This window comes from Streptomyces sp. NPDC014995 (assembly GCF_043080745.1).
GTDB lineage: Bacteria > Actinomycetota > Actinomycetes > Streptomycetales > Streptomycetaceae > Streptomyces.
The window spans coordinates 114,678-126,979 of the sequence record NZ_JBIBVX010000016.1 but is presented as its reverse complement, the minus strand read 5'-3'; the positions used below and the strand labels follow the sequence as shown (position 1 = coordinate 126,979).

Genomic DNA, 12,302 nt, shown 5'->3' with positions numbered 1-12,302 from the left:
CCGTCAGCCCTCCAGGACCGTACGCAGGTCCCACAGGGTGCGCCAGGTTGCGGAGCCCTGTTCGGCGCGGCGGCGCACCGGACCGTCCCAGTAGCCGCGCAGGCGGGCCGCGTCGGCGGGGTCGTCCTTGCGGACCACGCCGAGCAGGTGCCCCGGCAGCAGGCCGAGCACGTCACGGTCCCCGGGGAAGTACGCCGCCGCGAGAGCCAGCGCGCCCGCGACGGACACGGCCTCCGCCGTGCTCATCACCGTGGACGGCCGCTCCACCTCCCAGCCCTCCGCCGACCGGCCCTCCCGCAGGTCCCGGAAGGCGGTGACCAGGGCCTCCAGCACGGCGTCGTCGACCTGGAACGGCGCCCCCACCCGCTCCACCGACGCCCGCGCCTGGCTGCGCACCAGCGCGGTCTCCGCGTCGAGGTCCGGAATCGGGCCCACCGTCTCGAAGTTGAAGCGGCGCTTGAGGGCCGCGGACATCTCCGAGACGCCCTTGTCCCGCAGGTTGGCGGTGGCGATGAGGGTGAAGCCGGGCGCCGCGTGCGCCAGGGCGTCCTCGGTGCCCGCCAGTTCGGGCACGGCGATGCGCCGCTCCGACAGCAACGACACCAGGGAGTCCTGCACCTCGGGCAGACAGCGGGTGACCTCCTCGACCCGGGCGACGGCGCCCCGGCGCATGGCGGTCAGCACCGGCGAGGGCACCAGCGCCTGCCGGCTGGGGCCCTGCGCCAGCAACAGGGCGTAGTTCCAGCCGTACTTGAGCTGGTCCTCGGTGGTGCCCGCGGTGCCCTGCACGACCAGGCCGCTGGTGCCGCACACGGCGGCCGACAGCAGTTCCGACAGCATGGACTTGGCGGTGCCGGGCTCACCGACCAGCAGCAGACCGCGCTCGCCCGCGAGGGTCACCACACACCGCTCGACCAGGGCCCGGTCACCGACGAACTTGCCTTCCACCACCAGGCGGCGCGGCACCCCGTCGGGCACCTCGGCGCCGTCGGGCAGTTTCAGCGCCCGGCCGTCGCTGCCCATGACGAACGTGACGACCGCGCGCGGGGTGAGCCGCCAGGCCGGCGGGCGCGGCCCGTCGTCGTAGACGGCGAGGAAGGCCAGTTCGACGGCGTAGCGGTCCTCGGGCGGGACGATCTGGCGGGCCGGGGCCGGGGTCGGCACGGGGGCGGGGGAGACAGTGGTGGTCATCGGCGCGAGTTCTTCCAGGTGCGGCGGGACGGTGGTCATCGGCGGCGGCCCTTGCGGGTGGCGCGGGTGGTGAGCTCCTCGTAGACCGGGGCGTCACCGGCGCGGACACGGTCCCACGCGCGCGCGAACAGCTCCGGCACCGGGACCAGCGGTACCGCGCGGGAGTGGTCGCGGAGCGGATACAGGCCCTCCTTCCAGACCTCCACCGGCAGCGCGGGCGCCTTGAAGTCGTACCAGCCGCACGGCAGGAACAGCGTCCGCCCGGCACGCGGCCGCTTGGCCTCCACGACCAGGGCGGTGGCCGCGAGTTCGGTGCGGGCCTTCTTCAACCGCGCGGGCTTCCAGCCGGTCCAGCGGGCGCAGTCGCGGTCCGTGGGGTCGGGCAGGGCCAGCAGCTGGAGGTAGAGCGCCGCCGCGTCCTCGCCCAGGCCGTGGGCCCCGGCGACCTCCGAGACCAGCTCCGGCACGCTGACGGTCGGGTCCTGCGCGTACCCGGCGCACTCCTGGGAACCGGTGCCGGCGGCGACCGCGCGGGCGAGCTCGTCGCCGAGCACCGTCCGCAACGCCCGCAGACCCGCGCCGCGGCCCGCTCCGACCAGTCCCTCGACGAGCCCGAACACGGCGTCGTCCGGCCCGGTGAGCCCGGCGGGGCGCAGCAGGACGGCTTCCTGGTCCTGGTACCAGGGCCGCAGCACCAGTGCCTCGCCCAGCCGCGTCAGGCCGTCCGTGTCGGCACCCCCGCCGGCGGGCGGCAGCCCGTACGCCTCGCGCAGCTGGAGGGAGGTCGCTCCGCCCTTCTCCGCCCAGGAGACGTCGAGGTCGAGCAGCAGCCCCGGGTCGGCGACCCGGCGGCGCAGCGCGGCGAGGCTCTCGGGCAGGGCGGCGCGCAGCGGATGCCCGTACGGCAGGGAGTAGGCGAGCCCGGCCAGCGCGGCCACGGCACGCGTCAGGTCGTACCGCCCGGGCAGGGCGCGGGCGTCCTCCGGGACCAGGTTGCCGTCCTTGTCGGGACGCTGGACCGTGGTGCGGCTGAGCCACGGGGTGCGACCCGGGTTGAGGACCTCCTCGACGGAGCCGAGGGGCGAGCCGGCCAGGGCAAGGTTCCCGACGAGGTCCTCGGGCAGACGGACCACCCCGCCGAGCCGCTCCTCCCACACCCGGCCCGCCGCGCCCGTGTCCGGGCCGGACGTCCACAGGTCCCCGGGGTTCTCGGGCAGCAGCGCGCCGATGAGCGCCGCCCGGTCGTCGGCGCCGAGCGAGCCCAGCAGAGCGTCACCGGTCTCCTTCTGACGCGGCTTCAGCCCGGTCGCGGCGATCACCTCGTCGGTGAGCTGCGCGGGCCTGCCGGCGAGCAGCAGGGCCGCCTGGAGCGGCCCCACCCCGCCCCGGGTGGCGGCGGCCAGCGCCTCGGGCGCCTCCGCCTGCCAGGGAGCGGCGCCCTTGTCCCGGACCAGCCGGGTCACGGCGGCGAGCGCGTCGGCGGGGAACGCCGGCGCGTGCGCGGTCTCCCGCTCCAGCGTGAAGTGGGCGACCGCGCCGAACACACCGGCCGGGTCGAGGTCCAGGGCCAGCCAGTTCACGCGCCCCGTATGGTGGTCGACGTTCTGGCAGCCGAGGACGACGACGGTACGGCCCTCCCGGCGCAGCACCTGACCGACGCGCTCCTGCTTGTCGTGCGGCTCGCTCAGCACGACCTCGCGCAGCGCACCATCCGGCGCGGCCAGCGGCCCGTCGGTGATCGCCTCGAACAGCAGGAGCAGCGCCTCCCGGTGCGCGTCGGTGACGGTCGGGGAGGCGGCGCGGTAGGCGAGCGGGCGCAGCGCGTCCAGGACGGACGGCCACACCAGTCCGATGCCCGGGACGGTGAAGTCGTCGCTGCGCCATCCGTCGGCTGCGCCCGCGAGCCGGGCCTTCGCGGGCAGCGGCTTTCCGTCGGCGGGCTTCCCGGAGAGCACGTGGTTCACGGCCCGGATCTGCCGCAGGACGGTGAACCGCGCGCCGCTGCCCGACCAGCCGTGCAGGTGGGCGAAGCCGTCCACGGCCTCGCGCACCGTCTGGTCGTCGCCGTTCTCGGGGCTGTAGTCGGCGAACATGCCCTCGGCGCGCCGCCGGTCCCCCCGCGGCCGCTCCACCGGAGGCGCCACGAACGCGGCGGTCGACTCCGCGAGACGCAGCACCGCGCGCACGAGGGAGGCGACACCGGTGAGCAGGTGCGGCTCGGTGAGGGCCGGCAGGGAACGGGAGACGGCCTCCCGGAGCACCGCGTCGGCGGTCGGGACGACGGGCTTGTCGGTCGCCGTGCCCGCGGTGCCGGTGGTCGTGCCCGTGGTGCCGGTGCTCCCGGTGGTCGTGTTGCCGGTCGTCGGTTTCCCGGCGGCGGCAACCGCAGCCGAAGTGCCAGCAACCGCAGCCGAACTGCCAGCAGCCGCAGCCGAAGTGCCACCAGCCGTCGCCGAGGCCGTAGCCGCGGCCGCCGCCACCAACGCCGCCCGTTCCGCCAGCGCCCGAGCCCCCGCGTGCAGCAACTGCCCGGCCCGCTCGTCGCTCAGCGCCCGCAGCACCGCCGACGCGCCCTCGTCCCGCGGCCGCAGCGCATGCCAGAAGTCGACCGGCGGCACGAGTCGCGTACCGGCGGCGAACTCGCCGCCGCGCTCCAACGGCGTCACCCGCCCCAACTCCAGCGGGCCGGACGCCTCGTCACCCGTGTACAGGGCGACCTGCCGGTGCAGGGCGACGACCACGGGCTCGGCGCCCGGCAGCCGCAGCGCGCCGAGCGGAACGCCCGGCACCCCGCCGTGGCCGGTCGGCACGGTGACGGTCCGGCCGTCCGGTGTACCGGCGGTCGTGCGGGCCTCGGTGCCCTCGCCCTCCCTGCGCACCCAGCGGCCGAGGACCGTGCCGTCCGTGCCGAACGGGCTGTCCTCCAGGCCGGGCGGGAGCGGCAGCACCGCACAGTGCTGTTGCAGCAGGGTGGCGCCGTCGCGGATGCCGGTCCGCAGGAACGCGGGCAGCGAGGCACGCCCGTGCGTGCCCGTGGCCGGGTCGTACTCCAGCCACACCTGCTGCCGGCCCTGCCGGCCCTGACGCCAGTACGAGGTGCCGTCGCCCAGGACGGGCCGGCCGGGCGGCACGACCGTGTCACCGGCGTGCAGCGCGCGCCCGCCGGTGGCGCGGCCGCCGCCGGGCAGCGGGATCGAGGGCTCGCCGGCGTCGTTGCCGCCGTACCAGCGGGGGAGCTGCTCGCCGCCGAGCGGGAACACGTCGGACGGGCGGGCCGACCAGTAGCCGAACTGCTTGCCGTCCTGCCGCCACATGACCAGCAGTTCGCCGTCCGTGTAACGGAACGACGGACGCTGCCAGCGGTCCAGCCCGTCGGGCAGGCGCAGCTCGTGCTCCAGCAGGATCTCCTGGGGGCCGACGACGATCGCCTTGTGCCGGCGGGCGAGGATCAGCGCGGGCCAGGCCTCCGCGACGGACAGGGTGTCGTCGCGGTCGCGCCGGGTCTCGGCGTCGAGCCGCCGCAGCGCCTCGTCGAGGGCGGGCCACCCCAGCTCGTCGGGGATGCCGGCGCGCAGGGTGCGGCCGAGCAGCGGCGCGACCTCGTGCGCGGCGACCTTGGCGACGGCGGCCGGACTCACCCGGACGGCGACCGTACGGAACGGACGCAGCCGTTCCAGCGCGGTGCGCGCCGCGGGCAGGCCGGCCGCGGCGACCAGCTCGTCGGCCGAGTCGTCCAGCCACTCGCGGAGCACGTCGGCGAGGACGGGGTGCCCGGCCAGGCCCTCCAGCAGCGTGGCGTCGGGGCGGTGGCCGCTCAGGGTGCCGACGGACCGGTACAGCAGGCGGCGGTGACGCGGGTCAGCCGCGGTGGCCGTCAGATCGCGCCGGCCCGGCCGGGTGTCCTGGAGCCAGCGGTTCAGGGGCAGGAAGACGTCCTGGTCGGCGCCGGGCAGGGTCAGCGGCACGCCCTCCGCCACGCACAGGTCCAGCAGGTCGAGGTCGGCGCCGGCGTGCCAGCGGCCCGTGAAGAGGTCCACGGGGCGGCCCTGCGCGCGCAGCCGCGGCGCCATCCGCCCGACCAGCGCGAGGGTGCCCGGCGAGCGGTCGGAGACCGAGCCACCGTGCTTGCGGTACAGGGCCCAACGGCTGAGCCAGTCCGCCGCGTCGGCCACCGCCACCGCGTCCGCACCGCCGGCCGCCGCTTCGGCCTCCCCGGTCAGCAGCAGGTCGGCGCCCGTCTCGGCGAGCAGCGCCAGCCAGAACTCGTCGTCCTCGGTGGTACGGCCGAGGCCCGCCGGCATGATCTCCAGCAGCCGTGCCCGCACGGCGGGCCGCTGCTCGGCCAGGACGACGAGTGTCGCCCGGTAGGTGTTCCAGAAGGACGCCGGCGCCCGGACCGCAGCCGGCGAGCCGATCAGGTCGGCGACGAGCGCGCACTCCTCGGTGACCCGGTTCAGCCCGGCGGCCTTGATCAGTCCGCGCGCGTCCTGCGGCAGCGAGGCGTACGGCGGCATGCCGGCCGCGCAGCGCTCCACGGTCAACTGCCGGAACTGCGCCCAGGCGTCGGCCGGGCTGAGCCGTGCCGCGAGGGCCCTCACATGCTCCTTGAGCGCCTTGACGGTGAGCGCCCCGGCGAAGGCGAACTCCAGGAAGACGGCCCGCTGCCGCTCCTCGTCCACGGCCAGCGCGTGCACCCGCTCGGCCTCCCGGGCCTTGCCGAAGAAGGCGGCGGCGTACGTGGTGTTCTCGTGCTGGAGGAAGACGCGGGCGGCCTGCTCGTAGAAGGTGGGCAGGAAGTGCGGCACGGCCCGGCCGAGCCGCTCGCCGAGCGCCTCGAAGCCCTCCTTGGCGGTGCCGGGGCGGGACTTGGCCTGCCGGGCGAGCCGCTCGATGTCCTTGACCAGCGCCAGCGCGTGATGTCCGTTCGCCGGGTCGTTGACCAGTGCCCAGGCGGGGAACCCGAGCGTCTCCCGGCGCACCTGGCCGACCTCGGGGGTCTCCGGCTGCCGGGCCAGGCCGAGGAATTCGAGCGCCAGGTCCTCGGCCTCGGCGAGGGTGCCCGGCACGAGCCGGACGATCCGCCGCTCGTCCAGCGCGGGATGGGTGTACGTGCGGACGGTGAGGACGTCGGCGTCCTCCCGGTCCGTGGTGCCCGGGGGCAGGACGGCGCCGGCGTCGAGCAGCGCGGCCGCGGTGGTCCCGTCGTACGTCGTGGTGGCCGTCATGCCGCCTGCTCCTCGTCCTCGATGTCGCGCCCGGCGTACAGCGCGGCCGCCATGCGCATGCCCTCCGACCAGGCCACCGGCCCGACCTGACCGAGTTTCAGCGCCCGGCCCGCGGAGTCGGTGAACACCAGCGGGCCGGTCTCGGCCTCCTCGTAGCCCTCGTAGTCGCCGACCCACACCCGGGCCTCGACGGCGCGGCCGTCCTCCAGGACCGAGTGGACGGCGTGGCCGCCGCGCACGCGGTAGCCGAGCTGGGTGACCCTGCCGTGCAGGAAGCGCTGCTCCTTGAACGCCCCGCCCGCGTACTCCTCGACGGACGTGGCCTCCGCGTCGAGTGCGGCGGGCCGGTGCCACACCTCGCGGAAGAGCTGCTGGGCGCGCTGCTCGACGCCGAGTTCGACGGCGAACTCCCGAAGTTCCTCCAGGTCGTCGAGGAGTACGGGGTGCGGGAGGCGGACGAGGTCCGGGGTGATGCGGACGGTGTCGCCGTCGAGGTCGACCAGCCCGAGGCCGCGCTCGGCGTCGGCGTCCCGCAGGAATCCGGCCACCTCGCCGTCGGCTCCGGTGACGACGACATCGCGCAGGGCGGCCTGCCAGGCGGGGTCGGGCCACACCCGCGCGAGGACGGCGAACGGCACCGGCAGCGACCGCACCATCCACCGCTCCACGTCGGTCAGGCACCGGCGCTCGTGCCGCTCCAGCCACTCGACGAGCTGACGCAGGCCCACCACGGCCGGATCGTCGGCGATCTTGGCCGGCACGGACTTCAACCGCCGCCCGGCCGCGTTGCGGCACACCACCTTGCCGTCGTCGAGGGCGACTTCGTAGCCGCCGGCCGACACCCACCCCATGTGTGCCTCCCGCACCCGCAGTGATCAAGTGACGGGAACTCTAGATCAGGCCACTGACAACGGCCCCCGGGCGGGCGGTGACCCGGGGCAGGACGGGACGGGGACACCGTCACTGCCGTCCACGGGGGCGAGTCGGCGTCGTCGAAGTCCCTGCGGGACTCCGGGGAACACGAGGCTGTCCGTACCCGGATCACGGGGGTGGAACCCGGGTACGGACAGCCCGTGACCTCCGACAACCGGCGAGACCTCAGAACTTCGTCGGGTGAACGGCTCGGCCGCCCACCGACGCGGAGGGGAACGGCCTCGCCGTGGAGCACCGTGTCGGGTCCGGACACGGCACGGAGAAGGTATCCCCGCCCGCCGGGCGGCGGCGATCCGCTGAGCGTGGCCGATTCGCGCACACCCACTCGCGGGCGGGTCAGGGGGACTTGAGCGTCTCGGAGGGCAGTTCGCCGTAGCGCTCGCGGTACTTCTCCGCGAAGCGGCCGAGGTGCCCGAAGCCCCAGCGGAACGCCACGTCCGCCACGGTCGTGCGCGCCGGGTCGGCCTGCGCCAGCTCCTCCCGGGCCCGTGCCAGCCGGACCTCGCGCAGATACGCCATGGGCGACAGTCCGAGCTGCCGACGGAAGGCCATCTGCAGCCAGCGCGCGCCGACCCCCGCCACGGCGGCCAACTCGTCCGTGGTGAAGGGGTGTTCGGGGCGGTCGTGGACCGCGTCCAGCACCAGCCGCACCGGGCGCGTGGACGTGGCCGCGGCCGACGGGGCGTCGAGGTCCTCCCGGTACGCGTGGCCCGTGGCCAGCAGCAGACCGGTCAGCAGGGACTCCTGCACCTGCGCCGTCAGGAGCGGCTGGTGCAGCAGACCGCCGTCGTTGTCCATCTCCGCCACGACCAGCCGGGCCAGCCGCGCCCAGGTCGCGCCCGGGCCCGAGGTCGGGTCCAGTTCCGGCGCGAGACGCAGCGGGGTGCGCACCGGTCGGCCGAGCAGCCGCTCCAGATGGCGCCGGAGGGCGTCCGCCTCGATCTTCACGGCGATCAGCCGGCAGTCCGGGTGCCAGCGCTCCAGCGCCGTCCGCCCCTCCGGCTGGAACACGGCGGCGCGGGCCGGGGTGGCGAGTGCGGACTCCCGGCCCGCCTGGCTCCACTGGAGCCGGCCCGACAGGGGCAGGTCGACGTGGTAGGCGCCCAGGTCACCGAAGCGCATCCCGACCGGCGCGCCGCAGCTGAGATCGCCCACGGTCAGGGGCCCCAGCCGCACCACCTCGAACCTGGCGTCGAGTTCCCGGGCGGGGTCCAGCAGCGTCATCGAGGTGGTGTAGTACGTGGCGTCGACCGCCGAGCGCGCCTCGTCCACGTCCGTGGTGCGGAACGAGAACCTGCGCACGGCCTGGCCCGCGACGCCTCCGGGAGCCACGGTGTGCCCGGCCGGTTCCGTCAGCCCTCCACCCAGCCGTGGTTCTTCGCGAACTGCGCCAGCGAGCCGCGGACCTGGAGGATCTGCTCGGCGGTCAGCGAGGGCGCCGCCGTCAGCAGGGCCTCGGTGACGTCCCGGGTGAACTCCTCCGTGCTGAGCACATCGCACAGGACGTCGTCGTCGGCCGCCAGCGGCTTGCCGTCCGCGCCCCGCGCGAGCCGCACCCCGGACGCCTTGGGGCCGCGCTCGCCGTCCTCGATCTCGAACTCCACGACGACACCGCGCCGCACCTGCGACTCGGGCATCAGCATGTCGTTCACGTGCAGGAAGACGTCCTCCCCGCCGTCGTCGGGCGCGATGAAGCCGTAACCTCGCTGGCTGTCGAAGCGCACCACACGACCAGCAACCATCCCAACCCCCAGCAACCTCGAAACACCCACGTCGGTGAACCTGACCAGATCGTAGTCATCCCGACGGCTCCCGAGCGACTCCCGGGGGCTCACTGCGCACGGTACAGCGCTGTGAGCAGCTCCATCACGGCCTGGGTCGCCGGGTGGGGATCGTCGCGCCACCACACCAGGCGGACGGCGACCGGTTCGGCGTCACGCACCGGCCGGTAGGCGATCCCGGGCCGCGGGTATTGGTTGGCGGTCGCCTCGGCGGTCATGCCGACGCCGCGGCCGGTGGCGATCACGGTGAGCCAGTCGTCGACGTCGTGGGTCTCCTCCGTGGCCGGCCGCGCGTCCGGCGGCCACAGCTCGGGGGTGGTGGTGCCGGTACGGCGGTCGATCAGCAGCGTCCGTCCGCTGAGGTCGGCGAGCCGCACCGAGCGGCGCCGGGCCAGCGGATCATCGGCGGCCAGGGCGCACAGGCGCCGCTCCAGACCCACGAGGGCGGAGTCGAACCGCCGGTCGTCCAGGGTTCTGCGCACCACCGCCATGTCGCACGCACCCTCCGCCAGCCCGGCACTGGGCGAGTTGACGCGGACCAGCTGGAGGTCCGTCTCCGGGCGCTGCGCCGCCCACTGGCGCTGGAAGGCGAGGGTGTGACGGCCCAGCGCCGACCAGGCGTAACCGATCCGCAGACGGGTGTGGCCGGAGGAGGCCTCCCACACCAGCGAGTCCACCTCGCCCAGCACCCGCCGCGCGTGCGCCGCCACCCGCAACCCGGTCGCGGTCGGCGTCACGACCCGCGACGTACGCCTCAACAGCCGGACGCCCAGGGCGCGTTCGAGTGAGGCGAGGGTACGGGAGACGGCCGCCTGGGAGATGCCGAGCACGGCCGCGGCGTCGGTGAAGCCGCCCTCGTCGAGGATCGCGACGAGACAGCGCAGCTGCCGCAGCTCCACACCCGACCCACTGTCCATGACTCCATCGTATAGATCGCGCGGCGCATGCATTTTGCGCAACGGCGCTCGCGGAGCACGATCCCGCTATGCCAGCCGTATCCCCGCCCACCGGGGCGCCCACGACGTCCGTCCCGTCCGTGTCCTCCGAGCCGTCCGCCCCGCGGCGGCTCGCCGGAGTGGCCACCATGGTCGGCAGCGGTCTGTCCAACCAGACCGGCGCCGCGATCGGCTCCCTGGCCTTCCCCGTACTCGGTCCGGCGGGCGTGGTGGCGGTACGCCAGTACGTCGCCGCACTCGTCCTGCTCGCCGTCGGCCGCCCCCGCCTGCGGTCCTTCACCCGGCAGCAGTGGGGGCCGGTCCTGCTGCTGGCCCTGGTGTTCGGGACGATGAACCTCTCCCTTTACACGGCGATCGACCGCATCGGCCTGGGGCTGGCGGTGACCCTGGAGTTCCTCGGCCCGCTGGCCATCGCCCTGGCCGCCGCGCGCCGCCGCGTCGACGCCTGCTGCGCGGTGATCGCCGCGGCGGGGGCGGTGACGCTGATGCGCCCGCAGCCCTCCACCGACTACCTCGGGATGGGCCTCGGGCTTCTGGCCGCGGTCTGCTGGGCGTCGTACATCCTGCTCAACCGGACCGTCGGGCGGCGTGTGCCCGGGGCGCAGGGTTCGGCCGCCGCGGCCGCCGTCTCCGCCGTGCTGTTCCTGCCGGTCGGTGTCGTCCTCGTGCTCCGTCACCCGCCGACCGCCCCGGCCGTCGGCTGCGCGGTCGCCGCCGGTGTGCTGTCCTCGGCCGTGCCCTACCTCGCCGACCTGTTCACGCTGCGGCACGTGCCCCCGGCCGCGTTCGGCCTGTTCATGAGCGTCAACCCGGTGCTCGCCGCGCTGGTGGGCTGGATCGGTCTCGGGCAGGGCCTCGGTCTCGTCGACTGCTCGGCCGTCGCCGCCGTCGTCCTGGCGAACGCCCTCAGCATCCTCGCGCCGCGGCGCGGGTGAGGGGGAGGGTCAGGACTCGTCGCGAGCGGCCTTCTCGGCCTTCTCCGCCTTCTCGGCGTGGAGCTTCTTGATGCGGGCCGTCTCCTTGCGGACCTCGGCCTGGGTGGCGCGCTCCTTCTCCAGCCACTCGGGCCCGGCGTCCTTGAGGGCCTCGATCTGCTCGGTGGTGAGCGCCTCGGTGACGCCGCCGCGCGCCAGGCCCGCGATGGACACACCCAGCTTCGCCGCGACGACCGGACGGGGGTGCGGACCGTTCTCCCGCAGGGCGCGCAGCCACTCCGGCGGGTTCGCCTGGAGCTCGTTCAGCTCGGCGCGCGAGACGACACCCTCCTGGAACTCGGCGGGGGTGGCGGGGAGGTACACACCCAGCTTCTTCGCCGCGGTCGCGGGCTTCATCGTCTGGGTGCTCTGGTGCGACTTCATGCTGTCCAGACTATCGGCCGCGGACGAGACCTCCGACCACAGCCGGTAACCTGGCCGGATGACCGACTCGGCGGATTCCCCCTCGTTCCGGCTCGCCTACGTCCCCGGAGTGACGCCCGCCAAGTGGGTGCGGATCTGGCAGGAGCGCCTGCCCGGCGTCCCGCTCACCCTGCTCCAGGTGACGCCCGCCGAGGCCTCCGACGTCCTGCGGGACGGCAGCGCCGACGCGGGCCTCGTACGGCTCCCCGTCGACCGTACGGTGTTCAGCGCGATCCCCCTCTACACCGAGGCGACCGTCGTCGTCGTCCCCAAGGACCACCTGCTCACCGCGGCGGACGAGGTGACCCTGGACGACCTCGCCGACGAGGTGGTCCTGCACCCCCTCGACGACGTCCTCGGCTGGGAGCGGCCCCCGGGCGAGCCCGCCTTCGAGCGCCCGGCGACCACGGCGGACGCGATCGAGCTGGTCGCGGCGAACGTCGGCGTCCTGGTCGTGCCGCAGTCGCTGGCCCGGCTGCACCACCGCCGCGACCTCACCTACCGCACGGTCGTGGACGCCCCCCAGTCGAGCGTCGCCCTGGCGTGGCCCGAGGAGGCGACCACCGACCTGGTCGAGGACTTCATCGGCATCGTCCGCGGCCGCACGGTCAACAGCTCGCGGGGCCGCACGCAACAGCAGCCCCAGCCCAAGGGCGACAAGAAGCGCGAGCCCCGCAAGCCGGCGGCGGGCAGGACCACCGGCGGCGCCGCCCGCGGCCGGACCGGCGGCGCCAGGAGCGGTGGCGCCCAGGGCGGTGGCGCCAGGCGCGGCACGGGCAAGCCGCGCCGCCGGTCGTAGGCCCTCCCGCCGGGCACGAA

9 protein-coding genes are annotated in these 12,302 nt (G+C 75.1%); 2 read left to right on the top strand and 7 right to left on the bottom strand.

Annotated elements, in window-relative coordinates; all coding sequences use genetic code 11:
• Window positions 1-3 precede the first annotated feature (3 nt).
• The 6 genes from ACF1A1_RS29755 to ACF1A1_RS29730 all read right to left on the bottom strand — a co-directional run bounded on the left by ACF1A1_RS29755 (window position 4) and on the right by ACF1A1_RS29730 (window position 10,047).
• Window positions 4-1,191 carry an AAA family ATPase gene (locus tag ACF1A1_RS29755; protein ID WP_392004164.1) on the bottom strand — a complete coding sequence of 396 codons (1,188 nt, stop codon included), beginning with the start codon at window positions 1,189-1,191 and terminating at the stop codon, window positions 4-6.
• A gap of 35 nt (window positions 1,192-1,226) precedes the next feature.
• On the bottom strand, window positions 1,227-6,416 hold the full coding sequence (locus ACF1A1_RS29750) for a hypothetical protein (protein ID WP_392004097.1): 5,190 nt from the start codon (window positions 6,414-6,416) through the stop codon (window positions 1,227-1,229).
• Window positions 6,413-7,267: a DUF4132 domain-containing protein gene (locus ACF1A1_RS29745; RefSeq protein WP_392004096.1), complete on the bottom strand. Its 855-nt coding sequence runs from the start codon at window positions 7,265-7,267 to the stop codon at window positions 6,413-6,415. Before ACF1A1_RS29745 ends, ACF1A1_RS29750 begins: the two co-directional genes overlap by 4 nt.
• A gap of 418 nt (window positions 7,268-7,685) precedes the next feature.
• Entirely contained in the window at window positions 7,686-8,651 is a 966-nt protein-coding gene (locus tag ACF1A1_RS29740; RefSeq protein WP_392004095.1) for an AraC family transcriptional regulator, read from the bottom strand.
• A gap of 50 nt (window positions 8,652-8,701) precedes the next feature.
• On the bottom strand, window positions 8,702-9,091 hold the full coding sequence (locus ACF1A1_RS29735; protein ID WP_389516594.1) for a cold-shock protein: 390 nt from the start codon (window positions 9,089-9,091) through the stop codon (window positions 8,702-8,704).
• An 89-nt stretch (window positions 9,092-9,180) separates the two neighbouring features.
• Window positions 9,181-10,047 (bottom strand): LysR family transcriptional regulator, encoded by an 867-nt coding sequence (locus tag ACF1A1_RS29730; RefSeq protein ID WP_392004094.1) that lies wholly within the window; start codon window positions 10,045-10,047, stop codon window positions 9,181-9,183.
• Between the two features lie 68 nt (window positions 10,048-10,115).
• On the opposite strand from ACF1A1_RS29730, the gene ACF1A1_RS29725 reads away from it, so the two are divergent.
• On the top strand, window positions 10,116-11,021 hold the full coding sequence (locus tag ACF1A1_RS29725) for a DMT family transporter (protein WP_392004093.1): 906 nt from the start codon (window positions 10,116-10,118) through the stop codon (window positions 11,019-11,021).
• A gap of 9 nt (window positions 11,022-11,030) precedes the next feature.
• Here ACF1A1_RS29725 and ACF1A1_RS29720 read toward each other — a convergent pair whose 3' ends face one another.
• Window positions 11,031-11,444 (bottom strand): DUF5997 family protein, encoded by a 414-nt coding sequence (locus ACF1A1_RS29720; protein WP_392004092.1) that lies wholly within the window; start codon window positions 11,442-11,444, stop codon window positions 11,031-11,033.
• A gap of 58 nt (window positions 11,445-11,502) precedes the next feature.
• On the opposite strand from ACF1A1_RS29720, the gene ACF1A1_RS29715 reads away from it, so the two are divergent.
• Window positions 11,503-12,282 (top strand): LysR family substrate-binding domain-containing protein, encoded by a 780-nt coding sequence (locus tag ACF1A1_RS29715; protein ID WP_392004091.1) that lies wholly within the window; start codon window positions 11,503-11,505, stop codon window positions 12,280-12,282.
• The last annotated feature ends 20 nt before the right edge of the window (window positions 12,283-12,302 follow it).

What these genes read in the sequence shown, in the direction of transcription:
- ACF1A1_RS29750 (WP_392004097.1), bottom strand. Translation starts at nt 6,416, where the DNA reads ATGACGGCCACCACGACGTACGACGGGACCACCGCGGCCGCGCTGCTC.
- ACF1A1_RS29745 (WP_392004096.1), bottom strand. Translation starts at nt 7,267, where the DNA reads ATGGGGTGGGTGTCGGCCGGCGGCTACGAAGTCGCCCTCGACGACGGC.
- ACF1A1_RS29730 (WP_392004094.1), bottom strand. Translation starts at nt 10,047, where the DNA reads ATGGACAGTGGGTCGGGTGTGGAGCTGCGGCAGCTGCGCTGTCTCGTC.
- ACF1A1_RS29735 (WP_389516594.1), bottom strand. Translation starts at nt 9,091, where the DNA reads ATGGTTGCTGGTCGTGTGGTGCGCTTCGACAGCCAGCGAGGTTACGGC.
- ACF1A1_RS29725 (WP_392004093.1), top strand. Translation starts at nt 10,116, where the DNA reads ATGCCAGCCGTATCCCCGCCCACCGGGGCGCCCACGACGTCCGTCCCG.
- ACF1A1_RS29720 (WP_392004092.1), bottom strand. Translation starts at nt 11,444, where the DNA reads ATGAAGTCGCACCAGAGCACCCAGACGATGAAGCCCGCGACCGCGGCG.
- ACF1A1_RS29755 (WP_392004164.1), bottom strand. Translation starts at nt 1,191, where the DNA reads ATGACCACCACTGTCTCCCCCGCCCCCGTGCCGACCCCGGCCCCGGCC.
- ACF1A1_RS29715 (WP_392004091.1), top strand. Translation starts at nt 11,503, where the DNA reads ATGACCGACTCGGCGGATTCCCCCTCGTTCCGGCTCGCCTACGTCCCC.